The sequence below is a fragment of the Salinicola corii genome (assembly GCF_008298015.1).
In the GTDB taxonomy this organism is placed as follows: domain Bacteria; phylum Pseudomonadota; class Gammaproteobacteria; order Pseudomonadales; family Halomonadaceae; genus Salinicola; species Salinicola corii.
Map to the genome: position 1 here is coordinate 108,110 of NZ_VTPX01000009.1, position 25,579 is coordinate 133,688.

General features: G+C 64.7%; 24 protein-coding genes. 20 read left to right on the plus strand and 4 right to left on the minus strand.

The window, feature by feature from the left end:
- The first annotated feature begins 38 nt into the window (after positions 1-38).
- The 18 genes from leuC (at position 39) to F0A16_RS15655 (ending at position 20,090) form a co-directional block, all read left to right on the plus strand.
- Positions 39-1,493, plus strand: a complete 1,455-nt coding sequence (gene leuC / locus F0A16_RS15570) for a 3-isopropylmalate dehydratase large subunit (protein WP_149436325.1) — start codon at positions 39-41, stop codon at positions 1,491-1,493.
- Positions 1,490-2,134: a 3-isopropylmalate dehydratase small subunit gene (leuD, locus tag F0A16_RS15575; protein WP_149436326.1), complete on the plus strand. Its 645-nt coding sequence runs from the start codon at positions 1,490-1,492 to the stop codon at positions 2,132-2,134. Before leuC ends, leuD begins: the two co-directional genes overlap by 4 nt.
- The gene (locus tag F0A16_RS15580) at positions 2,127-2,903 is read left to right on the plus strand and encodes a class I SAM-dependent methyltransferase (RefSeq protein ID WP_149436327.1); all 777 of its coding nucleotides are present in this window, start codon (positions 2,127-2,129) and stop codon (positions 2,901-2,903) included. The genes leuD and F0A16_RS15580 overlap by 8 nt, the downstream gene beginning before the upstream one ends.
- Positions 2,904-2,933: 30 nt before the next feature.
- The gene (leuB, locus tag F0A16_RS15585; RefSeq protein WP_149436328.1) at positions 2,934-4,013 is read left to right on the plus strand and encodes a 3-isopropylmalate dehydrogenase; all 1,080 of its coding nucleotides are present in this window, start codon (positions 2,934-2,936) and stop codon (positions 4,011-4,013) included.
- A gap of 156 nt (positions 4,014-4,169) precedes the next feature.
- Positions 4,170-5,285: an aspartate-semialdehyde dehydrogenase gene (gene asd / locus F0A16_RS15590; RefSeq protein ID WP_149436329.1), complete on the plus strand. Its 1,116-nt coding sequence runs from the start codon at positions 4,170-4,172 to the stop codon at positions 5,283-5,285.
- 210 nt (positions 5,286-5,495) lie between these two features.
- Entirely contained in the window at positions 5,496-7,868 is a 2,373-nt protein-coding gene (locus F0A16_RS15595; RefSeq protein WP_149436330.1) for a type IV pilus assembly protein FimV, read from the plus strand.
- A gap of 24 nt (positions 7,869-7,892) precedes the next feature.
- Positions 7,893-8,858: a tRNA pseudouridine(38-40) synthase TruA gene (gene truA / locus F0A16_RS15600; protein WP_149436331.1), complete on the plus strand. Its 966-nt coding sequence runs from the start codon at positions 7,893-7,895 to the stop codon at positions 8,856-8,858.
- Complete coding sequence (locus tag F0A16_RS15605) at positions 8,855-9,535, plus strand: phosphoribosylanthranilate isomerase (RefSeq protein ID WP_149436332.1); 681 nt, start codon at positions 8,855-8,857, stop codon at positions 9,533-9,535. Before truA ends, F0A16_RS15605 begins: the two co-directional genes overlap by 4 nt.
- Complete coding sequence (trpB, locus tag F0A16_RS15610) at positions 9,495-10,763, plus strand: tryptophan synthase subunit beta (RefSeq protein WP_149436333.1); 1,269 nt, start codon at positions 9,495-9,497, stop codon at positions 10,761-10,763. Before F0A16_RS15605 ends, trpB begins: the two co-directional genes overlap by 41 nt.
- An 11-nt stretch (positions 10,764-10,774) precedes the next feature.
- The gene (trpA, locus tag F0A16_RS15615; protein ID WP_149436334.1) at positions 10,775-11,605 is read left to right on the plus strand and encodes a tryptophan synthase subunit alpha; all 831 of its coding nucleotides are present in this window, start codon (positions 10,775-10,777) and stop codon (positions 11,603-11,605) included.
- A gap of 97 nt (positions 11,606-11,702) precedes the next feature.
- Positions 11,703-12,650 (plus strand): acetyl-CoA carboxylase, carboxyltransferase subunit beta, encoded by a 948-nt coding sequence (gene accD / locus F0A16_RS15620; RefSeq protein ID WP_239023858.1) that lies wholly within the window; start codon positions 11,703-11,705, stop codon positions 12,648-12,650.
- Between the two features lie 14 nt (positions 12,651-12,664).
- Positions 12,665-13,948, plus strand: coding sequence for a bifunctional folylpolyglutamate synthase/dihydrofolate synthase (locus tag F0A16_RS15625; protein ID WP_149436335.1), 1,284 nt, complete (start codon positions 12,665-12,667; stop codon positions 13,946-13,948).
- 61 nt (positions 13,949-14,009) lie between these two features.
- Positions 14,010-14,735 (plus strand): SPOR domain-containing protein, encoded by a 726-nt coding sequence (locus F0A16_RS15630; RefSeq protein WP_149436336.1) that lies wholly within the window; start codon positions 14,010-14,012, stop codon positions 14,733-14,735.
- Complete coding sequence (locus F0A16_RS15635; protein ID WP_149436337.1) at positions 14,735-15,358, plus strand: CvpA family protein; 624 nt, start codon at positions 14,735-14,737, stop codon at positions 15,356-15,358. Before F0A16_RS15630 ends, F0A16_RS15635 begins: the two co-directional genes overlap by 1 nt.
- 29 nt (positions 15,359-15,387) lie before the next feature.
- Complete coding sequence (gene purF / locus F0A16_RS15640; protein WP_149436338.1) at positions 15,388-16,899, plus strand: amidophosphoribosyltransferase; 1,512 nt, start codon at positions 15,388-15,390, stop codon at positions 16,897-16,899.
- A gap of 52 nt (positions 16,900-16,951) precedes the next feature.
- On the plus strand, positions 16,952-18,154 hold the full coding sequence (locus F0A16_RS15645) for an O-succinylhomoserine sulfhydrylase (protein WP_149436339.1): 1,203 nt from the start codon (positions 16,952-16,954) through the stop codon (positions 18,152-18,154).
- Positions 18,155-18,853: 699 nt separating this feature from the next.
- A complete protein-coding gene (locus tag F0A16_RS15650) occupies positions 18,854-19,408 on the plus strand; it encodes a cytochrome b (RefSeq protein WP_149436340.1) in 555 nt (184 codons plus the stop codon).
- Between the two features lie 94 nt (positions 19,409-19,502).
- Complete coding sequence (locus tag F0A16_RS15655; RefSeq protein ID WP_149436341.1) at positions 19,503-20,090, plus strand: YceI family protein; 588 nt, start codon at positions 19,503-19,505, stop codon at positions 20,088-20,090.
- Positions 20,091-20,214: 124 nt separating this feature from the next.
- On the opposite strand, the gene F0A16_RS15660 is transcribed toward F0A16_RS15655, so the two are convergent.
- Complete coding sequence (locus tag F0A16_RS15660) at positions 20,215-21,357, minus strand: NAD(P)/FAD-dependent oxidoreductase (protein WP_149436342.1); 1,143 nt, start codon at positions 21,355-21,357, stop codon at positions 20,215-20,217.
- Positions 21,358-21,494: 137 nt separating this feature from the next.
- On the opposite strand from F0A16_RS15660, the gene dkgB reads away from it, so the two are divergent.
- Together dkgB and F0A16_RS15670 are read left to right on the plus strand one after the other, a co-directional pair.
- The gene (dkgB, locus tag F0A16_RS15665; protein WP_149436343.1) at positions 21,495-22,307 is read left to right on the plus strand and encodes a 2,5-didehydrogluconate reductase DkgB; all 813 of its coding nucleotides are present in this window, start codon (positions 21,495-21,497) and stop codon (positions 22,305-22,307) included.
- Positions 22,308-22,429: 122 nt separating this feature from the next.
- Positions 22,430-22,888, plus strand: coding sequence for an EF-hand domain-containing protein (locus F0A16_RS15670; protein ID WP_149436344.1), 459 nt, complete (start codon positions 22,430-22,432; stop codon positions 22,886-22,888).
- 89 nt (positions 22,889-22,977) lie between these two features.
- On the opposite strand, the gene F0A16_RS15675 is transcribed toward F0A16_RS15670, so the two are convergent.
- From F0A16_RS15675 to F0A16_RS15685, 3 genes are all read right to left on the minus strand, one after another.
- On the minus strand, positions 22,978-24,168 hold the full coding sequence (locus F0A16_RS15675) for an amino acid aminotransferase (RefSeq protein WP_149436345.1): 1,191 nt from the start codon (positions 24,166-24,168) through the stop codon (positions 22,978-22,980).
- Positions 24,161-24,508: a 4a-hydroxytetrahydrobiopterin dehydratase gene (locus tag F0A16_RS15680; protein ID WP_149436346.1), complete on the minus strand. Its 348-nt coding sequence runs from the start codon at positions 24,506-24,508 to the stop codon at positions 24,161-24,163. Before F0A16_RS15680 ends, F0A16_RS15675 begins: the two co-directional genes overlap by 8 nt.
- Before the next feature lie 72 nt (positions 24,509-24,580).
- Positions 24,581-25,567: an aldo/keto reductase gene (locus F0A16_RS15685; RefSeq protein ID WP_149436347.1), complete on the minus strand. Its 987-nt coding sequence runs from the start codon at positions 25,565-25,567 to the stop codon at positions 24,581-24,583.
- Between the last annotated feature and the right edge of the window lie 12 nt (positions 25,568-25,579).

Below are 25,579 nucleotides of genomic sequence, written 5' to 3' on the forward strand. Positions count from 1 at the left end.
AAGCTGCCTCAGACAGTGTGACGGAGGAGAGAACAGACATGGCAAGCCAGACGCTCTACGACAAGCTGTGGGCGCAGCACTTGGTGACCCAGCGCGACGACGGGTCGGCGCTGATCTACATCGATCGTCACCTGCTGCACGAGGTCACCTCGCCCCAGGCGTTCGAGGGGCTACGCCTGGCCGGCCGCAAACCCTGGCGTCGCGACGCCAACCTGGCGACGCCGGATCACAACGTGCCGACCACGCTCAAGGAGCGCAGCGCCGGCAACGCCGGGATCCTCGACGACGTCTCTCGTATCCAGGTAGAGACCCTGGATGCCAACTGCGAGAGCTTCGATATCGAGGAGTTCCGGATCAACGACGAGCGCCAGGGCATCGTCCACGTGGTCGGGCCGGAGCAGGGCGCCACGCTGCCGGGCATGACGGTGGTCTGCGGCGATTCCCACACCGCCACCCACGGCGCCTTCGCGGCGCTCTCTCACGGCATCGGCACCTCCGAGGTCGAGCACGTGCTCGCCACCCAGTGCCTGATCGCCCAGAAGATGAAGAACATGCAGGTGCGCGTCGAGGGCAAGCTGGGTCTCGGCGTCACCGCCAAGGATATCGTGCTGGCGATCATCGGGCGTATCGGTACCGCCGGCGGCACCGGTTACGCCATCGAGTTCGCCGGCAGCGCGATTCGCGATCTCTCCATGGAGGGTCGCATGACGATCTGCAACATGGCGATCGAAGCCGGGGCCCGCGTCGGCCTGGTGGCGGTGGACGACAACACCATCGATTACCTGAAAGGACGGCCCTTTGCCCCCGCGGCCGACCAGTGGCCGGCTGCTGTTGAGGCCTGGCGCGATCTGGTTTCCGACGACGGCGCGCATTTCGACAAGGTCGTCGAGCTCGACGCCGCCGAGATCGAACCCCAGGTGACCTGGGGAACCAGTCCGGAGATGGTCGTCAACGTCTCGGCGAGCGTGCCGGATCCGAACGACGCCGCCGACGAGACCGTGACCCAGGGCATGACCCGGGCACTCGAATACATGGGGCTGTCCGCCGGACAGAAGATCACCGACATCCAGCTCGACAAGGTGTTCATCGGCTCCTGCACCAACTCGCGGATCGAGGATCTGCGCGAGGCCGCCAAGGTCGCCAAGGGCCGCAAGGTCGCCGACAACATCCAGCTGGCCATGGTGGTGCCGGGCTCCGGTCTGGTGAAACGGCTGGCTGAGGCGGAAGGACTCGACAGGATCTTTGTCGAGGCGGGCTTCGAGTGGCGCGAGCCGGGCTGTTCTATGTGCCTGGCGATGAACGCCGACAAGTTGGGCGCTGGCGAGCGCTGCGCGTCGACGTCCAACCGTAATTTCGAAGGTCGCCAGGGCTATGGTGGGCGCACCCATCTGGTGAGCCCGGCGATGGCGGCGGCGGCGGCCATCGAGGGGCATTTCGTCGATGTTCGCGAATACGACTATGACCGGGACAGTGCACGGGAGATGAGCGCATGAAGAAGTTCGAACGTCTGCAGGGTCTTGTCGCGCCGCTCGATCGCGCCAACGTTGATACCGACCTGATCATCCCCAAGCAGTTCTTGAAATCGATCAAGCGCACCGGATTCGGCCCCAACCTGTTCGACGAGTTGCGTTATCTCGACGAGGGCTATCCGGGCCAGGACGCGTCCAGCCGGCCGCTCAATCCGGATTTCGTGCTCAATCAGTCGCGTTATCGCGATGCGCAGGTATTGCTGGCAAGGCGTAACTTCGGCTGCGGCAGCTCGCGCGAGCACGCGCCCTGGGCGCTGGACGACTTCGGTTTCCGCGTGGTGATCGCGCCGAGCTTCGCCGACATCTTCTACAACAACTCGTTCAAGAACGGGATCCTGTTGATCGCCCTCGACGAGACGACGGTCGACCGGTTGTTCCAGGAGACCGAAGCCAACGAGGGCTATCGTCTGGACATCGATCTCGCAGGACAGCAGGTGATCACGCCGAGCGGCGAGACGATCCCGTTCGAGGTCGATGCCTTCCGCAAACACTGCCTGCTGGAAGGGCTCGACGATATCGGCCTGACCCTCGAGCAGTCCGGGGCCATTCGAGACTTCGAAAGTCGCCATCGTCCGGCGAATCCCTGGCTGTTCCGGGATGTCTGACGCGGAACGGCACAACGACCATAGCGCCGTGGTCGAGCGCCAGTTCGGCGCGCAGGCGGCGGCCTATCTGAGCAGTAGCGTGCATGCTCAGGGTGCCGAGTTCGTGCAGTTGCGGGAGCGTGTTGGGCGGCTCGACGCACCCCGCGTACTGGATCTTGGCTGTGGCGCCGGTCACGTGAGCTTCCAGGTTGCCGATCTGGCGGCGGAAGTCGTGGCCTATGATCTGTCGCCGCGGATGCTCGGCGTGGTTGCCGAAGCCGGCGGCGAACGCGGTTTCGGCAATATCCGCACGGTGCAGGGTGTTGCCGAGTCGCTGCCGTTCGCCGATCACAGTTTCGATGTCGTATGCAGTCGCTTTTCCGCCCACCACTGGCGCGACGTCGGGTTGGCGCTGCGCGAAGCGAGACGGGTCTTGAAGCCGGGTGGTCTGGCGGCATTCATCGATGTCGCGGCGTCCGAGCAGCCGCTGTTCGACAGTTTCCTGCAGACCATCGAGATGCTGCGCGATACCAGTCATGTACGCGACTACGCCCCGAGTGAATGGGCGCGGATGGTCGGCGAAGCAGGTCTCGTGATGACGTCCAGCTCGCGCCAGCGTCTGCGCCTGGATTTCGACACGTGGATTGCACGCATGCGTACGCCTGACGTGATGCGCGATGCGATTCGCCATCTGCAGAGTCAGGTCGGTCAGGAGGTGCGAGACGCCTTCGAGATCAGCGACGACGGCGCGTTCAGTACCGATATGCTGGTGCTGTGGGCCACGAAGTGACAAATCAAGGAACACGCTTGAGGAAAACGCATGAGCAAGAAGATTCTGGTTCTCCCCGGTGACGGCATCGGCCCGGAAATCACGGCAGAAGCGGTCAAGATTCTGAATGCGTGCCGCGACGCCGGCCTGGACGCCGAACTGGAAGAGGCGCTGGTTGGCGGTGCCGGTTTTGATGCCGAGGGGCACCCGCTGCCCGAGTCGACGCTGGCCAAGGCCAAGGCGGCCGATGCGATCCTGCTCGGCGCCGTGGGTGGGCCGAAGTGGGATACGCTCGAGGATCTGAGCAAACGCCCCGAGAAAGGACTGCTGGGGTTGCGCAAGAACCTCAACCTGTTCGGCAACCTGCGTCCGGCGCTGCTCTACCCGCAGCTGGCCGAGGCGTCGACGCTGAAGCCGGAAGTGGTTTCCGGGCTCGACATCATGATCGTGCGCGAGCTGACCGGCGGCATCTACTTCGGTCAGCCTCGTGGCATCGAGGAGCGCAACGGCGAGCGGGTCGGTTTCAACACCTACGTCTACGCCGAATCCGAGATCGAACGCATCGGTCGCGTCGCCTTCGAGATGGCGCAGAAGCGCGGCAAGAAGCTCTGCTCGGTGGACAAGGCCAACGTGCTCGAAGTCACGATTCTGTGGCGCGAGGTGATGAACCGACTGGCGCCGGAATATCCCGACGTCGAGCTGACGCACATGTACGTCGACAACGCTGCCATGCAGCTGGTGCGGGCGCCCAAGCAGTTCGACGTGGTGGTGACCGGCAACATGTTCGGCGACATTCTCTCCGACGCCGCCGCCATGCTGACCGGCTCCATCGGCATGCTGCCGTCGGCGTCGCTCAACGAGCGCCAGCAGGGCATGTACGAGCCGTGTCACGGTAGCGCGCCGGATATCGCCGGCCAGGGGCTGGCCAACCCGCTGGCGACGATTCTGTCGGTGGCGATGATGCTGCGCTATTCGCTGGGCGAGCCCCAACTCGCCGCTCGTATCGAGCGGGCGGTCGGCAAGGTGCTGGATCAGGGCCTGCGTACCGCCGACATCGCCTATCCGGGCACCCGTCAGGTCTCCACCAGCGAGATGGGCGATGCGGTGCTGGCGGCCTTCGCCGAGGCCTGAGCGCGTTCGACGCAGCAACGCGGCTCACGGCGTATGGCGCAAACAGGCCTGTACCAATGCGCTATAATGCGCCTTCAAGATTGACAGGATGCGACGACTCGAACGGGTCGTCGTGTCGATTCAGGACATTCAAAAACGCTTCGGGGTACGCCAACTATGTTGAAAGTCGGATTCGTCGGCTGGCGCGGGATGGTCGGTTCCGTGCTGATGCAGCGCATGCTGGACGACAACGATTTCGCCGGGCTCGAGCCGGTGTTCTTTTCCACCTCCCAGGCAGGCCAGGCCGGTCCCGACATCGGCGTCGACGTGCCGGCGTTGAAGGATGCCAACGACATCGAGTCGCTCAAGGCGATGGACGTGATCGTCACCTGCCAGGGCGGGGATTACACCGGCGCGGTCTATCAGCCGCTGCGCCAGGCGGGCTGGAAAGGCTACTGGATCGATGCGGCCAGCACCCTGCGCATGGCGGAGGAGTCGACCATCGTGCTCGATCCGGTCAACCGTCACGTGATCGATGCCCAGCTTGCCAAGGGCGCCAGGACCTTCGTCGGTGGCAACTGTACCGTCAGTCTGATGCTGATGGGCCTCGGCGGTCTGTTCGAGGCCGGCCTGGTCGAATGGATGACCTCCATGACCTATCAGGCGGCCTCCGGTTCCGGGGCCAAGCACATGCGCGAACTGCTGTCGCAGATGGGCGCGCTGCAGTCGGCCGTGGCCCGCGATCTCGCCACGCCATCGAGCGCGATTCTCGACATCGACCGCGATGTCACCGCCGCCATGCGCGGCAGCGAATTCCCGGTCGACAACTTCGGCGCGCCGCTGGCCGGCAGCCTGTTGCCGTGGATCGACAAGGCAATGGACAGCGGCCAGAGCAAGGAGGAGTGGAAGGGCGGCGTCGAGACCAACAAGATTCTCGCCACCGGCAACAACCCGATCCCCATCGACGGCCTCTGTGTACGTATCGGCGCGATGCGCTCTCACAGCCAGGCCTTCACCATCAAGCTCAAGCAGGACGTGCCGATCGATGAGATCGAGGATCGTCTGGCCAAGCACAACGACTGGGTCCAGGTCGTCCCCAACGACAAGGACGCCACGTTGCAGCATCTGACGCCGGCGGCCGTCAGCGGTACGCTGACAGTACCGGTGGGCCGACTGCGCAAACTGGCCATGGGCGGGGAATACCTGACCGCGTTCAGCGTCGGCGACCAGCTATTGTGGGGTGCCGCCGAGCCGCTCAAGCGCATGCTCAAGATTCTTCGCGAGCAGGCGTGAGCCCGCGCCAGTCACGGTAGCGTCTCGACCGAGACCATTATCGAGCCCCGTCGGTTCACGCCGGCGGGGCTTTTTGCGGTGGTGCCGGACCCGGGGTTGGCTTGCCGCCGATCCGGTCTTGGTAACTGATGTGTTGCTGAATGTTAAAGTTCAATGCGCCGTTGCCGATGAGTGACTCGAGATTCACTCCAAGGCATTGGCGAGGGCACCATGCGGCGATGGCTCACAATGATGGCTGGCGGACTCTGTCTGGCACTGGCTTCGTCGGCCCAGGCGCTCGGCGTCGGCGATCCGCAGCAGGTATCCCCGCTCAACCGCCCGCTGCATGTGGTACTGCCCCTGACCGATGCGGGCGGCCTGGCAGCATCGCGGATCTCGGTGGCTGTCGCTGACGCCGAGGCCTATCGTCAGGCGGGGCTGGCCCGCAGCGCATTGGCCGACACCGTGTCGGCCAAGGTCGTGCGCCGGGACGGCGAATTGACGCTGGTACTCGACAGCCCGCGTCGGGTGCGGGAACCTTTCCTTGACCTGTTGCTGGTGGTGACCTGGCCGGACGGCCAGTGGCAGCGGGGCGTTTCGCTACTGTTCGATCCTGTCGACTACGCCAGTTCGCCGCCACTGCTGGGTGGCGATGTCTCGGCGTCGTCACGGGAGGCGACGATGCCGGTGCGGACAGCGACAAGTGCGCCATACGCCTGGCCAGCGCATCTGCGCGTCCACCCGGGCGACTCGTTGTCGAGTCTCGCGGCCTCGTTGCTGCCTCGTGCCGGTATCAGTCGCCAGGCGTTGATGGTGACCCTCTTTCAGTCCAACCCCGAGGCATTCATCGATGACGATATCAGCCGACTGCGCGCCGGGGTCGATCTGACCGTACCCGCGCTCGACGTCGTTGCCGGGCTATCCCGTGGCGACGCCGTTACCCGCTTGCGGGCGCTCGTGGGGCAGGCCGATGAAGCGCGCCCGTTCATCGATATCGCGGGACAGCGGCCGGCTTCCGGCCGGGCCGGGATGGCGGAAGCCCCGAAACTCGCCCTGCTGGAGCATCGTCTGGCCGAGTTGACTGCCGAAACCGAACGGCAACGGACGGCCATGGATGCCTTGAAAGCCGAGCGCGACGAACTACGGGGTGCGCTCGCTGCCGCTGCTACGCCGGCTGACGGCCAGCCGGCGGGAGCACCGACAACGAATGACGGCCCCCCTCCCGGAGAACCGCCTGTCGGGGAGAATTCTCCCGGGAAGGCCCCCGTCGTGAGCGATCCGGCGGTGGCGGCGGCCGCTTTGGTGGCGATGCCGGTGGCCTCCGACACGACGGCTTCCGATGCCAAGACAGAGCCCCCGGCCGCGTCTTCCCCGGGCGTTGCCCGCGCATCGGTCCCGCCGGCCTCGGCGGGAGGGGCTCTGGTAGGTCACCTGGACTGGATCGGCGGCGGCGTGCTGCTGGCGCTGTGGGGCCTCCAGCGACGACGGCGTCAGGCTGGAGGCGAGGGGCTGCCGAGCGCCGACGAGACCTCTCCGGGCAAGGCAAAGGAGGCCCGGGCGAAACGCCAGACCGCGAAGGCATCCCCGCGTCGGCGGGCGGCGGCTGGCGACGGGGATGCCGGTTCCGTCTCGATCAGCCAGGCCGACATCTACATGGCCTACGGTCGCCATGCCGAGGCGCGTGATTGGTTGCGTCAGCACCTCGCGAAACGGGAGGACGCCCAACTTCGGCTGGGCCTGCTTAGAGCGCTGGGGGATCTTCGGGATATGGACGCTCTGGAAGTGGCGCTATCCGGCTTTGGCGGGGATGCGACGCCCGAACAGCGGCAGGAAGGACAGGCCCTGGTTGACGACTACCGTGCCCGCCACGTGGAAGAGAGCTGGGAAGAAGCGACGGGCGATGGCGTCGAGCAGGATGGCGGCCGAGAGTGGCAGGCGGAGGTGGAGGACGTCGATGCGTTGTTCGAGTCCCAGGTACGGCATGCCATCTCCGAGCCCTCGACCTGGGGGAGGGCTGACGGCGTTGCGACTTCCGAAACGCCCCCATCTCGTGAGAGGGGCCCTCGTTTCGGCATCGATGCCATTCACCGCCAGGCCACGAAGGGGGATGTCGAAGCCGAGAGACAGGACGCCATGTCGGTGTTGTTCGACGACGAAATGACAGAGGTTGTCGACGGGTCGGAAACGTCACCGCTCGTTGTCCGCATCGATTACGAAGCGCCGACGCTGGAGCTGGATACCGAGCAGGCCGAGGCAGCGCTTTCATCCTCCACGACCCAGCCGGTCGTCGATTTCTCGGCACTCTCTCCGGAACCCATGGAAAACTCGCTGAAGCCAACGGAAGGGCCTCTGGAAGTCACGGAAGAATGGGAACCCGGCGACAGAGCCATGGAGTCGGCGGCTTCGGCGTCGGTCGATGACGACGGGAAAACCGGTAGCAGGGCCGTCCTGGCGAGCGGGACGTCGGGGTATCCCGGTATCGCTGGGGGTGCGTCGAGGCCCCGGGGCGAGGGGACCTCTGGCCCTCGACGTGAAGTTCCCGCCAGCTGGGACGTCGAGGAGGTGGAATTCCGGTTGTCGCATCGGGATAATGGGCGCCCCTAACGACTTTCGGCTGTACAGGTTGCGATGGCGTTTTTCTCCCGGCAGGACGACAACCAGCCGCTGACGGGCCGTTTGGCCCTTGGCGTCGAGTACGACGGCACGCATTACTGCGGCTGGCAACGCTTGCGCCACGCTCAATCGGTGCAAGGAGCGCTCGAAGCCGCGTTGAGCAAGATCGCCGCGGCCCCGGTGCGAGTGCTCTGTAGCGGCCGCACCGACAGTGGCGTTCACGCCACGCGCCAGATCGTTCATTTCGATGCGCCAGTCGCGCGCACCCAGAAAGCCTGGTTGTTTGGAGCCAACGCGCAGTTACCGCGGGATATTGCGGTGCGCTGGCTGGTGCCGGTGGCCGACGACTTCCACGCCCGCTTCTCGGCGCTGGCCCGCCGCTATCGTTACCTCATTCTCAACCAGCCGACGCGCTCGGTCATGGAACGGAACAACGTGACGTGGTGTCGGGAGCCGCTGGATGCCGAGCGCATGCATCGTGCCGCTCAAGCCCTGGTCGGTGAACATGACTTCTCCAGCTATCGCGCTGCCGGCTGTCAATCGAAGGTGCCGGTTCGTCACCTGCATTTCATCGAGGTGCGCCGTCTAGGTCCGCTGGTCATGATCGATGTTCAGGCCAACGCCTTCCTGCATCACATGATCCGAAATATCGCCGGCGTGCTGGTGGCGGTTGGGCGCGGAGACGAGGATGAAGCCTATCCCGCCAAGCTGCTGGCGCTGAAGGATCGCAGACTGGGTAACGTAACCGCGCCTGCCTGTGGGCTGCATTTCGTCGATGTGCGCTTCGACGAACGTTTCGCGTTGCCCGAGGAACCTGTCGGGCCGAACCTGATGGCGTTTCTCGGTGACTGGACCGGAGATCGGGATATGATTCCGGATACGCCGTTGATGCGCCGGCGTCGGGTATGGCCGAAATGGATCGACGATCAGGGCCGGGTGGTCGACCAGCATCCGCAGGCCGGCCTGGAGGTCTCGCCATGAATCCCGTCAGAATCAAGATATGCGGCCTGACCCGAGCCGAGGATATTCGGGTCGCCATCGCTTGCGGAGCTGACGCGCTGGGTTTCGTGATGTGGGCGGGCAGCGGGCGCGCCATCGATGCCGATGGACTCGCGATGCTGAGTGCCACAGTGTCACCGTTCTTGACCCGGGTGGGCCTGTTCGTCGACCCGAGCGTGGCCGATGTCGAAGCGTGTCTACCCTATCTCGACCTGCTACAGTTCCATGGCGACGAGCCGGCCGATTTCTGCGCGCGTTTCGACAAGCCCTGGATCAAGGCGGTACGCATGCGCGACGATATCGATCTTCAGGCGGTGGCCGAGACATATTCGGGGGCTGGCGCGCTGCTTCTCGATGCGTTTCGCCCGGGGGTTCCGGGCGGCACGGGGGAAACCTTCGACTGGCGGCGTATCCCCGACTCGCTGGCGAAACCCGTGATTCTCGCCGGCGGCCTGACACCCGACAACGTCGCCGATGCCATCACGCGGGTGCGACCCTATGCTGTCGATGTGTCCGGTGGCGTCGAGTCGCGCAAGGGAATCAAGGATCCGCTGCGGATCCGTGCCTTCTGCGAGCGGGTGCAGGCGACGAATGCCGCGCTGTCCCCGACGCCATCCGATGCGTCGTCGTTCACCACCAATTCATCCACCGCCAACTGATGAGGGTCCCTTCGTGAGCCGATTCCACGACTTGACGCAACTGCCGGACGCTCGCGGCCACTTCGGTCCTTACGGCGGCCGTTTCGTTTCCGAGACCTTGAGTTTCGCCCTCGAGGAGCTCGAGACCATCTACGCCGGTCTCAAGGACGATCCCGAGTTCCAGGCGGAGTTCGACCGCGACCTGACGCACTATGTCGGTCGGCCATCCCCGCTCTATCACGCCGAACGCTGGTCGCGGGAGATCGGCGGGGCGCAGATCTGGCTCAAGCGCGAGGATCTGAACCACACCGGCGCGCACAAGGTAAACAACACCATCGGACAGGCGCTGCTGGCCAAGAAGTCCGGCAAGCCTCGCGTGATCGCGGAGACCGGCGCCGGGCAACACGGCGTCGCCACTGCGACGGTCGCCGCGCGCCTGGGTCTGAAGTGCGAGATCTACATGGGCGCCGAGGACGTCGAGCGTCAGAAGCTCAATGTCTACCGCATGCACCTGTTGGGCGCCAAGGTGGTACCGGTGGAGTCCGGTTCGCGGACGCTCAAGGACGCGATGAACGAAGCGCTGCGCGACTGGGTCACCAACGTCGACGACACTTTCTACATCATCGGCACGGTGGCCGGTCCGCATCCCTATCCGATGCTGGTCCGCGACTTCAGCGCCATCGTCGGGCGCGAGGCGCGTCGCCAGTCGCTCGAGCAGATCGGGCGGCTGCCGGACGCGCTGGTGGCGTGCGTGGGCGGCGGCTCCAACGCCATGGGCCTGTTCTACCCGTTCGTCGAGGACGATGAGGTCACCATGTATGGCGTCGAGGCCGGTGGCGAAGGCGTCGCTACCGGCCGTCACGCCGCGCCGCTGACGGCCAATGCCCCGCGTGGCGTGCTCCACGGCAACCGGACCTACCTGATGTCCGACGAGGGCGGGCAGGTTGCCGACACCCAGTCGATCTCCGCCGGCCTGGATTATCCCGGCGTCGGCCCCGAGCATGCGCTGTGGAAAGACGTCGGCCGCGTGCGTTACGTGGCGGCGGACGACGACGAAGTGCTGGCGGCGTTCCGTGAGCTGACGCTCGTCGAGGGCATCATGCCGGCGCTGGAGTCGGCCCACGCCCTGGCTCACGCCAAGAAGCTGGCGGGGGAGATGTCTCCGGATCAGCATATCGTCGTCAATCTCTCCGGGCGCGGTGACAAGGATATCCACACCGTCGCCAAGCTCGACGGCATCGAATTTTGACTGGGGTCGACATGAATCGAACCGTATCCAATCGCATCGACCGGCGCTTCGCGGCGCTCAAGGCCCAGGGCCGGACCGCGCTCATTCCCTACATCACCGCCGGCGATCCGGCGCCGGCATACACGGTCGGTTTCATGCATGCCTGCGTGGAAGCCGGCGCCGACGTCCTCGAACTCGGGGTGCCATTCTCCGATCCGATGGCGGACGGGCCGGTAATCCAGAAGGCATGCGAGCGGGCGCTGGTGCATGGTACCCAACTACGCCACGTGCTGGAGATGGTGGCCGAATTTCGCCAGCGGGACACCGAAACACCCGTAGTGTTGATGGGGTATCTCAACCCCATCGAGCGCATGGGATACGACGTCTTCACGCGTCAGGCGCAGGCGTCCGGGGTCGATGGGGTACTGGTGGTTGACATGCCTCCGGAGGAGGCCGGCGACAACGCCGCGCTGTTCGCGGAGCATGGCCTGCAGTCGATCTTCCTGCTGGCGCCGACCACCTCCGAAGCGCGTGCCAAGGAGATCTGCAAGTACGGCGAGGGCTACCTCTATTACGTTTCGCTCAAGGGCGTGACCGGGGCGGCAACGCTCGACGCCGATGCCGTTGGCGAGCAGTTGGGCAAGCTCCGGCGTGTGACCGAGCTGCCGCTGTGTGTCGGTTTCGGCATCCGCGATGGCGAGGCGGCGGCGGCGATCGGTCGAGTTGCCGATGGCGTCATCGTCGGCAGTGCCCTGGTCGGCCGTATCGCCGAGCGTGCCGACGATCCGACTTCCATTCCCGCGGCGCTGAAGTCGATTCTCGGCGAGATGCGGGAGGCGCTCGACCGTGACGCGGTCGGCTGAGGCAGGGTCGCCGATTTGGTATCATCCAGCATTTCCGTTTCTCGTAACGGCTGTTTTCACCACTTTCTGTTTTGGCAAATAGGGAAGCTTTCCTGACATGAGCTGGCTAGACAAGATCGTTCCGTCGATGAGCCGTACCCAGCGCAATGACCGCCGCGCTAGCGTGCCGGACGGCCTATGGCGCAAGTGCCCGAACTGTGAATCGGTGCTCTACCTTCCCGAACTGGAGAAGCACCAGAACGTCTGCCCCAAGTGCCAGCATCATCTGCGGCTGACCGCTCGCAAGCGGCTCAACTGGTTCCTCGATGCGGAAGGGCGCGAGGAGATCGCGGGCGATCTCCAGCCGAGCGACCGGCTCAAGTTCCGCGACTCCAAGAAGTACAAGGATCGGCTGGCATCGGCCCAGAAATCAACCGACGAGAACGACGCGTTGATCGCCATGCGCGGGGCGCTCGACGGCTTGCCGGTGGTGGCGGTGGCGTTCGAGTTCTCGTTCATGGGTGGCTCCATGGGCGCGGTCGTCGGCGAGAAGTTCGTGCGTGCGGCGACGCTGGCGCTCGAGGAGGAGATTCCGCTGGTCTGCTTTGCCGCCTCCGGCGGTGCGCGCATGCAGGAAGCGCTGTTCTCGCTGATGCAGATGGCCAAGACATCGGCGGCGCTCGAGAAACTCAAACTGGCTGGCGTGCCCTACATCTCGGTGCTCACCGACCCCGTCTTCGGCGGCGTGTCGGCGTCGTTGGCGATGCTGGGCGATCTCAACGTGGCCGAACCCAACGCCCTGATCGGCTTTGCCGGCCCGCGCGTCATCGAGCAGACAGTGCGCGAGACCCTGCCGGAAGGCTTCCAGCGCAGCGAATTCCTGCTCGAGCACGGCACCGTCGACATGATCGTGTCGCGACCGGAGCTGCGTGAGCGGTTGGGCAGTGTGCTGCGCAAGCTGACCCACCAGCCGGTGGTGGGGGTGTCGGCGGACGATGCCTCCGTCGAGGTCGGGGACTTCTCTCCACTACCGGACGAGCCGGACGCTTCCCGAGCCTCGCGTTAAGGAATCGCCGAGCCATGAGTGCCACCCTCGACGACTGGCTGGCGCGTCTCGAGCGCCAGCATCCGGTCTCCATCGACATGGGGCTCGAGCGGGTGGCCGTGGTGGCCGAGCGGCTCGGTCTGACTCAGGGCCCGATCGCGCACCGTGTGGTGACCGTTGCCGGTACCAACGGCAAGGGGTCCACGGTGGCTATGCTGGAGCGGCTGGCCCGAGCCCACGGCTCGACGACGGCCAGTTATACCTCTCCCCATCTTCTGCGCTACAACGAACGGCTCTGCTTCGACGGCGCGGCCGCAGAGGACGAAATCCTGATCGACGGGTTCGAGCGCGTCGAGACGGCGCGTCTGGCCGGCGATCCGGTCAGTCTGACCTACTTCGAAGCGGGCACCCTGGCGGCGCTGGTGGCGATCGCCGATGTCCGCCCTCAACTGGCCATTCTCGAGGTGGGGCTGGGCGGCCGGCTGGATGCGGTCAACGTGATCGACTGCGATGTGGCGATCATCACCACCATCGCCCGGGATCATGCGGATTTTCTCGGCACCGATCTCGAGGGTATCGGCTTCGAGAAAGCCGGCATCCTGCGCGAGGGGCGTCCGGCGGTGTTCGGCAGCCGGCAGTTGCCGGCCAGCGTCTCACGTCGCGCCGAGTTGCTTGGCGTCGCCGCCTACTGGCTTGGCCGCGATTTCGATCACGCCGAAGCGGGCGATGGTGAATGGTCCTGGCAGGGGCGGCCGGAAGCGGATGGTCGCTATCGTCTCGATAGCTTGCCCGACCCGGGGTTGCCGCTGGACAATGCCGCCGTCGCCCTTCAGGCCCTGAGCCTGTGCGGTGTGCCGCCACGAGAGGCCGACTCTCGCCTGGCGATGTCGACCGTGGCGTTGGCGGGCAGGCTGCAGTGGCTGGGGAACTGGTGCTTCGACGTGGCGCACAACCCGCATGCGGCCCGTTACGTGGGGTCGCGGCTGGCCCGGCGTCCGCGACCGGCACGTCGTATCGGATTGCTCGGCGTGCTCAGGGACAAGGACGCCGAGGCGCTGATCGAGGCGCTGGCGCCGGTCGTCGACGTATGGCTGCCGGTGGGCTTGCCGGGCCCTCGCGGCCGCTCCGGGGAGGAGCTTGCCACGGTCGTTACCTCGCAGGGCGGGAAGACATTGTCGGCGGCGTCCTCGCCGTCGGCGGCCGTCGACTGGTTGGTGCCACGTCTTGTGCCCGGTGAAGAAGTGTTAGTATGCGGTTCGTTTCTGACCGTGGCCGGCGCGCTCGAGGCGCTTCAGGCCCGGATGAATGACAACGCGTAGTGAATTCGATCACAGGATGATCGATCGGCTGTCGAAGCATGTCTAAGGAGGTCCAGGTCCTATGAAGTATGGATGGCGTGAACGTATCAGTGGCGCGGTCATTCTCGTCGCGCTGGGGGCCATTTTTCTGCCGATGCTGTTCGACGACCCCGAACCGCGCCAGCAGGAGCCGGGGCCGGTCATGGTGATCGAACAGCCGGTCGAGGGGGGCGAGACGCGTCAACGCATCATCGAGTCACCGCAGTCGCCGACGTCGGTCGCCTCCAATAATGGCAACAGCGCCGGCAATGGCGATACGGACGACACTCCCGTGCCGGAACCGGACACTCGCAGTCAGTTGGGTGCCGGCAGCGACGACTCGTTTGGCCAGAACGGCGCTGCCGGCGGCGGATCGTCCGCCAACGACGATGATGATCCGATTGCCGATATCGCGCAGTCCGAACAGCCGCAGCCTGCGTCCCGTCAGCCCGAGCCGGAACCGGCCAAACCCGCCTCTACCGGGCAGTCTTCTCCCCAGCAGGCGTCGACGCCCGAGCGTACCCCCGCGAGCAGCGATGGTGGTTGGGTGGTCCAGGTTGGCAGCTTTGGTCAGTCCGACAATGCCACACGCTTGGCCGCCAAGCTCAAGGAACAGGGTTTCGCGGCATACTCCCAGCCCCGGGACAACAATCTGACCACGGTCTACGTGGGGCCTTTCTCTTCGTCGGATGCAGGCGAGAAGGCGCGTTCCGAGCTCAAGCAGGCCGCCAATATCCAGGGGCTGCTGATCCGCAAGCCGGGTAGCTGATGACATTGACCTGGCTCGACTATGCCTTCCTGCTGGTGTTGACGATATCGATGCTGGCAGGTTTCATGCGTGGCCTGGTGCGGGAGGCGCTGGGACTCGGAGCCTGGATCGTAGCGTTGCTGGCGGCACGGATATTCGCCAAACCGATCGCCGATCTGCTGGCGCCCTACATCTCCCACCCCGACGCACGGCTGGTACTGGGTTTCGTGCTGATCATCTTCGTGGTGGTGATGATCTGCGGCTTCATCATCCGGCTGCTCAATGCGGCGGTCGAGTGGGTCGGCATGGGCTTCTTCAATCGCCTGGCCGGCGCGGCCTTCGGCCTGGCCCGGGGAGCGGCGATCCTGGTGATCGTCACGGTCGTCATCGGGCTGACGCCGCTGGCGCAGCTGCAGGCGTGGCAGCAGGCGCAGTTGAGACCGTCATTCGAATCCCTGCGCGAGTGGGCGGTGGTCCAGCTGCAGGGCTGGGACGTCGATACGACGGCTGCGGAGGATGCCATGCGCAAGTTACCGCTGACACTGCCGGGCAGTGGCAGCACCTCATCCAGTTCTTCAGACAGGCAGGACGAGCGGGGCGTGACGATTCCGATCCCCGATTCGACCGAAAATCCGGCGCCCTAGATGGGTGCGACCAAGCGAGGTAAGGCGGCATGTGCGGTATCGTAGGCCTCATGGCCAATGAAGCGGTCAATCAGTTGATCTATGACGCATTGACGGTTTTGCAGCACCGCGGACAGGACGCCGCCGGCATGATGACCTGGGATGAGGGTCGCTTTCTGCTGCGCAAGAACAACGGGCTGGTGCGCGACGTGTTTCATACGCGCCACATGAAGCGTCTGCAGGGCCACCTGGGGATCGGCCATGTGCGCTACCCGACCGCGGGCTCCGCGAGCGAGGCCGAGTCCCAGCCGTTCTACGTCAATTCTCCCTACGGCATCACCTTGGCCCACAACGGTAACCTGACCAACTCCGAACAGCTCAAGCAGGAGTTGTTCTCCTCCGACCTACGTCACATCAACACCAGCTCCGATTCCGAGGTGTTGCTCAACGTGTTTGCCCACGAATTGGGCAAACAGGGGCTGTATCTCACCCCGGAAGACATCTTCGATGCGTTGCGCCGTGTCCATCGTCGTTGTAGTGGCGGTTACGCGGCGGTCGCCATCATCAACGGTTTCGGTCTCGTGGCATTCCGCGACCCCCATGGCATCCGTCCCGTGGTCTACGGCACGCGCCAGACCGCCGAGGGACAGGAGGTGATGATCGCCTCCGAGTCCGTGGCGCTCGACGTCGCCGGCTTCGAACTGGTACGCGACCTGGCGCCGGGCGAGGCGATCTTCGTCGACATGGACAAGAACATCCACACGCAGCAGTGTGCCGACAAGCCGCGGCTGACGCCGTGCATCTTCGAGCACGTCTACCTGGCGCGTCCCGACTCCATGCTCGACGGTGCCTACGTCTACGGCACCCGGATGCAGATGGGCCGCAAGCTGGGCGACCGCATCCAGCGTGAGTGGCCTGATCACGATATCGATGTGGTGATTCCGATTCCGGATACCTCCCGGACCACGGCGCTGGAATTGGCCCAGCACATCGGGGTGACCTTTCGTGAAGGCTTCATGAAGAACCGCTACATCGGGCGGACGTTCATCATGCCGGGCCAGACCCAGCGCAAGAAATCGGTTCGCCAGAAGCTCAACGCCATCGCCAGCGAGTTCGAGGGCAAGAACGTGTTGCTGGTGGATGACTCCATCGTGCGTGGGACGACCTGCAAGCAGATCATCCAGATGGCGCGCGACGCCGGCGCCAACAAGGTCTACTTCGCTTCCGCCGCACCGGCGGTGCGCTATCCCAACGTCTACGGCATCGATATGCCGGTGGCCACCGAACTGGTCGCCCATGGTCGCACCGATGCCGAGGTGAGCGAACTGATTGGCGCCGACAAGCTGATCTATCAGGATCTGGAGGACCTCAAGTCCGCCTGTCGCGAAGTCAATCCGGCACTGGACGATTTCGATTGTTCCGTCTTCGACGGCAGTTACGTGACTGGCGATGTCGACGAGGCCTATTTCGCCGCGCTGGAGGCTTCTCGTAACGATGCCGCCAAGCAGCGCGAGAGCCTCAATGCTGTGGTCGACCTGCACAACGATATCGAGGACGATTGAACCTTCCGGCCCGATGATCCGCTCATCGGGTCCTGCTTTCAGGAGCTGCAGGATGAGTTTTGACGACGACCTCACACCGGGGTTGGAAACATTAGGCCTGGAGACGCTGGCGATCCGCGCGGGGCACGAGCGTACCCACGAGCAGGAACACGGCGAGCCGATCTTTCCGACTTCCAGCTTCGTCTACGGCAGCGCTGCGGAAGCGGCGCGCAAGTTCAAGGGCGAGGAGCCCGGCAACGTCTACTCCCGCTTCACCAATCCCACGGTACGTACCTTCGAACGGCGTCTGGCGGCGCTCGAGGGCGGCGAGCGCTGCGTCGCCACCAGTTCCGGCATGGCGGCGATCCTCTCCACCGTGCTGGCACTGCTGGAAGCGGGCGACGAAGTCATCGTGTCACGCTCGGTGTTCGGCTCGACCATTGCCCTGTTCGACAAGTACCTCGCCAAGTTCGGCGTGGTACCGCGGTATGTCGAGCTCAACGATCTGGCACAGTGGGAAGCGGCGATCACGCCCCGGACCAGACTGCTCTTCGCGGAGACGCCGTCGAACCCGCTCAACGAGCTGGTCGACATCGCGGCACTGGCCGAGCTGGCCCACCGCCACGGTGCCTGGCTTGCGATCGACAACTGCTTCCTCACCCCGGCGCTCCAGCGGCCGCTGGAGCTGGGGGCGGACCTGGTCATCCACTCGGCGACCAAGTATCTCGACGGTCAGGGCCGGGCGATCGGCGGGGCGGTCGTGGGGCGGGACCAGGAGCTCGAGCAACTCTACGGCGTCGTTCGTACCTGCGGCCCTTGCATGAGCCCGTTCAACGCCTGGATCTTCCTCAAGGGGCTGGAGACACTCAGCCTACGGATGGAGGCGCATAGCCGCAACGCGCTGGCGTTCGCCGAGTGGCTGGAGTCGCAGCCGGCCATCGAGCGTGTCCACTACAGTGGGTTGGAGAGTCACCCGCAGCATGCGCTGGCCAGGCAGCAACAGCGGGGGTTCGGCGCGGTGATGGGGCTCGAGGTGAAGGGCGGCCAGGAGGCGGCGTGGACGGTGATCGACAACACTCGCCTGATGTCGATCACCGGTAACCTGGGGGACGTCAAGACCACCATCACCCATCCCGGCACCACCACCCATGGCCGTCTCAGCGACGAGCAGCGCGCTTCCGCCGGCATCCGGGACGGCCTGATTCGCATCGCCGTCGGGCTGGAGACGCTAGACGATCTCAAGGCCGATCTCGCACGCGGGCTGAAATTGCTCTAGCCGGCGAGGGCGCCGACCTGACGCGTTAGGTTGGTGGGCGCTAACCTGGGGTGCCCGACAAGGCGCCTTCCCGAAGGGAGCAAGGCTCCGGCGGTTGCGCTGGAGCCTTGTCGGTTTTGACGGTCGGGTTTCGGTTGGCCATTGCTATCTATTGTTCGTTCGTGGGGCCATACTGACGTTGTCACGTCGGCCTGGCTGGCTGAAATCATCATCACGTGGGTCGCAGCCGCCGGGTTGACCAACTGGGTCGTATTCGGGCGAGGAAAATGTGATGAGCAAAGGACGAGACAGCAAGAAAGACACCAAGAAGAAGCCCCTCCTGACAGCCAAGGAGAAGAAGGCTGCAAAGGCCTCCAAAAAGTCCGATAGCAGCATATTCAGTCATTGAAAGCGAAGCGGCCATCGATTCCTCGATGGCTTTGACGATATCTGCCCACCACACCGACTGTCATGTCAGGTATTGATGGCCGCGCTGCCTCGCGTCCGGGTGGCAGCGCGTTCCCCCTCGTTCTTCCCTCGATGCGATGTACGCCGGTGCGTCCGCGGAAGGCTCCGTCGGCTGTCACCGAGATGAGGCGGGAAACCGGCTCGTGTCTCCGTCTTATTGTTTCCCGCTCGTCACCAATCATTTTACGGATCCCGCTCTAGCTTCCTGATCGTGAGGCAGTATGCTGAATCGAGACGAATGGGAGATACGCCGTGTGGGGTAATACGCGATCGGGTTGGGGCTGGGTCAGCATCGCCATTCACTGGGCGAGTGCGCTGGCGATTTTCGGTCTGTTCGCCCTGGGCTGGTGGATGACCGGCCTGGGGTACTACGATCACTGGTACCACCTGGCGCCATGGTGGCACAAGTCGATAGGCATCCTGGTGCTGCTGGTGAGTGTCCTGAGGGTGATCTGGAGGGTGCTGCAGCCGACGCCGGTCGCCCATGGCTCGCGGCTGGAACGAGGCGCGGCGCACATCGGCCATGGCTTGATCTATGCGCTGATGTTCGTCGTGATGATCTCCGGCTACCTGATTTCCACGGCGGAAGGCGACGGCATCAGCGTGTTCGGCTGGTTCACCATGCCGGCGCTGGTGTCGGGTTTGCCGGATCAGGCCGTGCTGGCAGGCGACGTGCACTGGTACGCGGCCTGGGCGCTGGTGGTTTTGGCCGTCGGCCACGGTCTGGCGGCCTGCAAGCACCACTGGCTGGATCGCCAGGATACGCTGGTCCGGATGCTGACGCCCCGTGCGGGCAGGCAGCGCTGATCACGCTTTTCCGGCCAGGGCGGCCGGCCCCGTGCCGAACGCCCTGGCCGAATCGCTCGGCAACATGAATTCAATCGCTTCGAGGAGCAAGACGATGTTGAAAAAGACCGCACTCGCCACGCTGATCGCCGCCGCGTCGGCCATGCCGCTGGCCCAGGCCCAGGCAGCCGACTACAAGATCGACACCGAAGGCCAGCACGCCTTCATCCAGTTCAAGATCAGCCACCTCGGCTACTCGTACATTCTGGGCAACTTCAAGTCGTTCGACGGCGGGTTCAGCTACGATCCCGAGTCGCCGGACGACTCCAGCGTCAACGTGACCGTCGACGTCGACAGCCTGGAAACCAATCACGCCGAGCGCAACAAGCATATCCTGAGCGGCGACTTCCTCAACGCGGGCGAGTTCCCCCAGGCCACGTTCAAGTCCACCAGCTTCGACGTCGACGATGATGGCGAGGAGGCCGAAATGACCGGCGACCTCACCATCCATGGCGTGACCAAACCGGTCACTTTCGAGGTCGATCACATTGGCGGTGGCGACGATCCGTGGGGCGGTTATCGTCAGGGCTTCGAAGCGACCACGACGCTGAACCTGGCCGATTTCGACATCGACATGAGCCAGTTCCCGGAGCCGATGCACAGCGTCGAACTCTATATCGTGCTCGAGGGCATCCGTCAGTAAGACGTTTCGGGCAGGGAAGGCGTTCGGTGACGCCCCCCAAAGACGGGATCCCGGCCATGGTGCCGGGATCTTGTGTCATGGGGCGTGGGTATGCGATGAGTCGTCTGACCGGCTGCGGCAGGGTTCAGCAGTCGCCCAGATAGTGCGCGACCTCGCGGCGGTCGCGACGATGCTTCCAGCGCCGAACCCAGCGACCGCGGCACCATAGCGGGCCGCGCCAGGCGATGTCACGAAGATCACCCAGATTGAGTGCCTTCCAGCGCTCGCTCTGGCCATAGCGCAGGGCCCGGGATTCCCCTCCGACCGCCGCTTCCAGCGACGCCAGCAGCAGTGCGGTGCGCTCGCGTGTGGTCAGCCCCTCGCTGCGGCCGGCGGGCTTCTCCCCGGCCAGAAACAGGTTCGGGTCTTGCCGGCTACGCAGTTTCGCGTCGACATCGATGGCGTTGTTCTCGTCCCGGGCCAGGCCGAACATCTCGAGCGTGGGCGAAGGTTTCAGGCGATCGGTCACGACGAGTAAATTGGCATCGACGACGCTGCCGTCGTCCAGGACTAACTGACCCCGATGGTAGCGGGTTGCCGTCGCGACCAGTTCCAGTTGCAGTCCGCGACGATGCAGGCGTTGAGTCAGCCAGCGATTGGCACGTTGACAGGCCCCGGGGAGCAGCTTCCGGTCATTGGCGATCAGCGTTACCGGCAGTCGACGTCCGTAGCGCTCTCCCAGTGCCAGCAGGTTGGCGGCAAGCTCGACGCCATTCGGTCCGCCGGCGAGGAGCGCGACACGCGGCAGTCTGGCCGCAGCGCCTGCGAGTTGGCTTTCCAACTGCTGGCGCAATTGCCACAGATCATCGGCGGAAGCCGTGAAAACACCCTGCGCGGTATAGAAACCGGGGATGGCGTGTTCATCCACGACTGGCGGCAGGTCGAGCGATAGCCAGTCATAATCGAGCTCGCGCCCGCCGGTGAGCGTGATTCGGCGCTGGCGTCGATCGACCTGCGTCACGTCGGCGCGAACATGTACACCGCCGTGAACGGCGATGCGGTCCGCAGGAAGACGAACGTCGTCGCGCTGCCATTCGCCACCCAGCATTCCGCCGAGCCAATCCGAAAATGCGAAGTCCTGCTGGGTGACCAGCGTCACTCGAGCACCATGTTGGACGAGGCGCTCTGCATGGGCCGCAACGTGAAGATGGGAGTCGCCGTTGCCGACGAGTATCAGATGCCGGCCCTCAGGCGGACGGTCGGAAGAGCTCGGCTGAGTATTTGGCATGCCTCGATCCGGGCGGAAAATCAGCGTTCAGTCTAGCATGGGCTGGGAGTGGGGCTTGAAGATGTCGTTTTCACCCACAGTGTCCTTTTATCCGGCCTTCGACTTTATCTGGCCTTTCCTATCAAGGAGAAAGCACCATGGCGCGTCATATGCTGCCGCAACCCGGTCTGGGAACGTATCGTCTCAAGGAGCAGGCGGTGATCGATTCGGTGACCTCCGCGCTCGAACTCGGCTATCGCCATCTCGATAGTGCCCAGATGTATGAAAACGAGGCCGCGGTGGGCAAGGCGATCCGCCAGAGCGGCGTTCCGCGCGACGAGCTGTTCGTGACCACCAAGATCTGGTGGGACAAGCTGGAGCCGAAGGCGCTGACCGGGGCCGTCGAGCAGAGTCTCGAGAACTTCGGTCTCGAGCAACTGGACCTAATCCTGATCCACTGGCCTTCGCCCGGCGAGGAGGTGCCGATGGCCGATTACATCGCTGCCCTGGACGCGGCCCGGGCTCGCGGCCAGACTAGGCACATCGGTGTTTCCAACTTCACCGTCGCGCAGATCGACCAAGCGCTCGGCTTGCCGGGCGGCGAGAACATCGTCACCAACCAGATCGAGGTGCACCCGTTCCTCGCCAACCGCAAGCTGGTCGAACACTGTCAGGCCAAAGGGCTCGATGTCACGGCCTACATGCCGCTGGCGGTGGGCAAGGTGATGAAGGACCCGGTCCTCGAGCGTATCGCCAACGCCCACGATGTCTCTCCGGCGCAGGTCGCCCTGGCCTGGATCGCGGCACGCGACATCATCGTGATTCCGTCCTCCACCAATCCGGCCAACCAGAAATCCAACCTCGAGGCGATGAACCTCCGGCTCAGCGACGAGGAGATCGCCCGGATCGACGATCTCGATCGTGGGGACCGGCAGGCCAATCCGTCGTTCGCCCCGGATTGGGACGAGTGAAGCCCGGCCGGCGAGCGCGATGGGCGTCTTCCTGGCAGGCGTCGTGAAACGCCGGCGTTCACGGTCGTCGAATTTTTGTCGCGCTCGCGGGTCAAAGCGTTACCGTTTCAAGAGGATCAGCGATGCGTACACGGATGACGGCGAAGCGAAAGAGTCCCGGTCTGCGCCCGGGTTTGGGACTGGGTGCAGGCGTACTGGCAGCCATGCTGGCATTGCCGGTCTGGGCCCAGGATGGCGCGGCGACGCAGGATTCGGCGCCGAATGTCGCGTCGGAGGATGAAGCGCCGCAGGCGCCCGCCAACGCCTCCCAGGTCGACCATGAGTCGATCGAGAAATCCGGCGGCGTCGGTCGGGAGAACGCCGGTTTCACCGCTGGCGGCGCCCAGACTCCGGTCGACCAGCGCCCCAACGCCTTGAGCTTCGATCAACTGGATGTGAACGGTGATGGCGTGATCGACGAGGACGAGGCAGTCAGCGCCGAGCAGCTGAACCTGTTCCAGCAGCTCAACGATCCGGAAGCCGGCGGCGTGACACGGGAGCGCTTCGAGCAGGCGATGGGCGCCGATACGTTAGCCGAGTGAGACCGCCATGCCGTGGCGTTCTCCATTCCCGAAAAAAATCCCGGCCTGAGCCGGGATTTTTTTGTCGAGTCGCGGGTGCGACGCCGGGGTCAGTCGACGACGGCGGCGATCGCCTTGGCCACGTAGGGCAGGTTCTCGCTGGTGAATCCGGCGACGTTGGCGCGACCGGAGCCGACCATGTAGATGCTGTACTCGTCGCGCAGCCGCTTGACCTGCTCGGTGGAGAGCCCGGTATAGGAAAACATGCCACGTTGCTCGGCCACGTGGGCAAAGCGCTGGTCGAGGCCGTAGGGCTTGAGCGAATCGACCAGGTCGCGACGCAGCGTGTTGATGCGGTCGCACATATCGGTCAGTTCGCTTTTCCAGAGCTGGGTCAGCTCTGCGGACTCGAGAATGTCGACCACGATCGCAGCGCCGTGGGAGGGGGGCGTGGAGTAGTTTTCCCGCGCCACGATCGCCATCTGGGAACGTACGTTCTCCATCTGCTCGGCCGTTTTGGCGATCACGATCAGGCAGCCGGTACGCTCGCGGTAGAGGCCGAAGTTCTTCGAACAGGAGCTGGTGATCAGCATCTCCTCGAGATTCTCGGCCAGCAGACGGACGCCGAAGGCATCGATGTCCAGGCCGTCACCGAAACCCTGGTAGGCGAAATCGACCAGCGGCAGCAACCCGCGCTCCTGGACGACGTCCAGAACCTGGCGCCACTGATCCTGGTTGAGGTCGAAACCAGACGGGTTGTGGCAGCAGGCGTGCAGCAGCACCACGTCGCCCCGCGGAATCCGCTTGAGCGCGGCGAGCATGCCGTCGAAGTCGAGACGATTGTTTTCGTCGACGTAGGGGTAGCGCTGGATCGGGATCTCGGCGCCCTCGAAGATGCCGATGTGGTTCGGCCAGGTCGGGTTGGAGAGCCACACGCTCTTGCCCGGCAACTGGGTACGGATGAAATCCGCCGCCAGGCGCAGGGCGCCGGTGCCGCCGGGTGACTGGGTGGCGCTGGCCCGGTTGGCGGCCAGGACCGGCGAATCCGGACCCAGTACCAGTGGCAGCACCGCCTTGCCGTAGCGCGGATCGCCGTGAGAGCCGATGTAGCTCTTGGTCTTCTCGCTCTCCAGCAGACGTGCCTCGGCCTGTTTCACGGCGCGCATGATCGGCGTATTGCCGTCGGGATCCCGATAGACGCCGACGCCGAGATCGACCTTCTGCGGATTGGAATCCTGATTGTACGCTTCGATCAGCCCGAGGATGGCATCTCCCGGGACGCGCTCGATCTTCTCAAACATTAGCGTGCACTACCTCGTCGGTTCTGGCGGCCATGATGAAATCGTTGTGATGCAGGCCGCGGATCTTGTGGGTCCACCAGGTCACGGTGGCCTTGCCCCATTCGGTGGTGATCGCCGGGTGATGGCCTTGCGACTCGGCGAGCTCGCCCACGCGGTTGGTGAAGTCCAGGGCCTGCGCGAAATTGCGGAACGTGAAGCTTCGCTGCAACTGCATGATGCCACCGCGCTCTACGATCTGCCACTTGGGCAGGGCCGGAAGCAGCTGGTCGATCTGCTCCGGCGTCAGGCGCGCTGCCTCTCCGTGGCAGGCGCTGCAGTGCTGTTCGGCGAGGGTCGGCATGGCTCGTTTCTCCCTGCATGAATGGCAAGCGCCATGCGGCCTTGTCATGGCGCGGAGTGTGGTGGCCGGAGGTCAGGCGAACCCGACGACCTCGTGTGGCACGTAGGGCGCTTCCAAGCTCTCGATTTCCTCCGCCGTCAGCGTGATCTCCAGCGCTCCCAGCGCCTGATCCAGGTGGTGCGGCTTGCTGGCGCCGACGATGGGGGCGGTGATGCCGGGTTTCTGCAGCAGCCAGGCCAGCGCGATCTGGGCGGGGGAGACGTTGCGTGACCCGGCGAGCCCTTGCAGCGCCTCGATGACCGGTGCGTCATGTTCGAGCCCCAGCTTCCAGTTGCGCATCTGCTCGTCGCTCCTGGCGCGCGTGGTACTGCCTTCGCTGCCCACCGGCTTGCTGCCGGCGAGAATGCCGCGGGCCAGCGGGCTCCACGGAATCACGCCCACGCCCTGGTCCAGGCACTGGGGAATCATCTCGCGCTCCTCCTCGCGGTAGATCAGGTTGACCATCGGCTGCATGGTGGCGAACTTCGTCCAGCCGTTGCGCTCGGCGACGTGCTGCGCCTTGGCGAACTGCCAGGCGTGCATGCTGGAGGCGCCGATATAGCGCGCCTTGCCCGCCTTGACCACCTCGTGGAGCGCCTCCATGGTCTCCTCGATGGGCGTGTCGTAATCCCAGCGGTGGGTCTGGTAGAGGTCGACGTAGTCCATGCCCAGCCGTTCCAGCGAGGCATCGATGGCGTGATGGATATGCTTGCGAGACAAGCCGCGCTCGTTGGGGGACTTGTTGCCGGTGGGGTTGTAGACCTTGGTCGCCAGCACCACCTCCTCCCGCCGCGCGAAATCCTTCAGCGCCTTGCCGACGACGCGCTCCGACTCGCCGTCGGAGTACATGTCCGCGGTATCGAAGAAGTTGATGCCGGCATCCAGCGCCTGCTGGATGAAAGGGCGGCTCCCGGCATCGTCCAGCACCCAGTCGCGCCACTGAGGCGTGCCGTAGGTCATGGTGCCGAGACAGAGCGGAGAGACCTTGAGGCCGGTACGGCCGAGGCGACGGTATTCCATGCGAGAACTCCC

Coding starts and splice junctions, on each gene's coding strand:
- leuB (WP_149436328.1), top strand. CDS start 2,934: ATGAGCAAGAAGATTCTGGTTCTCCCCGGTGACGGCATCGGCCCGGAA.
- F0A16_RS15660 (WP_149436342.1), bottom strand. CDS start 21,357: ATGCCAAATACTCAGCCGAGCTCTTCCGACCGTCCGCCTGAGGGCCGG.
- accD (WP_239023858.1), top strand. CDS start 11,703: ATGAGCTGGCTAGACAAGATCGTTCCGTCGATGAGCCGTACCCAGCGC.
- F0A16_RS15630 (WP_149436336.1), top strand. CDS start 14,010: ATGAAGTATGGATGGCGTGAACGTATCAGTGGCGCGGTCATTCTCGTC.
- truA (WP_149436331.1), top strand. CDS start 7,893: ATGGCGTTTTTCTCCCGGCAGGACGACAACCAGCCGCTGACGGGCCGT.
- purF (WP_149436338.1), top strand. CDS start 15,388: ATGTGCGGTATCGTAGGCCTCATGGCCAATGAAGCGGTCAATCAGTTG.
- F0A16_RS15625 (WP_149436335.1), top strand. CDS start 12,665: ATGAGTGCCACCCTCGACGACTGGCTGGCGCGTCTCGAGCGCCAGCAT.
- F0A16_RS15670 (WP_149436344.1), top strand. CDS start 22,430: ATGCGTACACGGATGACGGCGAAGCGAAAGAGTCCCGGTCTGCGCCCG.
- F0A16_RS15595 (WP_149436330.1), top strand. CDS start 5,496: ATGCGGCGATGGCTCACAATGATGGCTGGCGGACTCTGTCTGGCACTG.
- F0A16_RS15680 (WP_149436346.1), bottom strand. CDS start 24,508: ATGCCGACCCTCGCCGAACAGCACTGCAGCGCCTGCCACGGAGAGGCA.
- F0A16_RS15675 (WP_149436345.1), bottom strand. CDS start 24,168: ATGTTTGAGAAGATCGAGCGCGTCCCGGGAGATGCCATCCTCGGGCTG.
- F0A16_RS15655 (WP_149436341.1), top strand. CDS start 19,503: ATGTTGAAAAAGACCGCACTCGCCACGCTGATCGCCGCCGCGTCGGCC.
- trpA (WP_149436334.1), top strand. CDS start 10,775: ATGAATCGAACCGTATCCAATCGCATCGACCGGCGCTTCGCGGCGCTC.
- leuD (WP_149436326.1), top strand. CDS start 1,490: ATGAAGAAGTTCGAACGTCTGCAGGGTCTTGTCGCGCCGCTCGATCGC.
- F0A16_RS15645 (WP_149436339.1), top strand. CDS start 16,952: ATGAGTTTTGACGACGACCTCACACCGGGGTTGGAAACATTAGGCCTG.
- F0A16_RS15635 (WP_149436337.1), top strand. CDS start 14,735: ATGACATTGACCTGGCTCGACTATGCCTTCCTGCTGGTGTTGACGATA.
- asd (WP_149436329.1), top strand. CDS start 4,170: ATGTTGAAAGTCGGATTCGTCGGCTGGCGCGGGATGGTCGGTTCCGTG.
- F0A16_RS15580 (WP_149436327.1), top strand. CDS start 2,127: ATGTCTGACGCGGAACGGCACAACGACCATAGCGCCGTGGTCGAGCGC.
- trpB (WP_149436333.1), top strand. CDS start 9,495: ATGCGTCGTCGTTCACCACCAATTCATCCACCGCCAACTGATGAGGGT.
- F0A16_RS15605 (WP_149436332.1), top strand. CDS start 8,855: ATGAATCCCGTCAGAATCAAGATATGCGGCCTGACCCGAGCCGAGGAT.
- dkgB (WP_149436343.1), top strand. CDS start 21,495: ATGGCGCGTCATATGCTGCCGCAACCCGGTCTGGGAACGTATCGTCTC.
- F0A16_RS15685 (WP_149436347.1), bottom strand. CDS start 25,567: ATGGAATACCGTCGCCTCGGCCGTACCGGCCTCAAGGTCTCTCCGCTC.
- leuC (WP_149436325.1), top strand. CDS start 39: ATGGCAAGCCAGACGCTCTACGACAAGCTGTGGGCGCAGCACTTGGTG.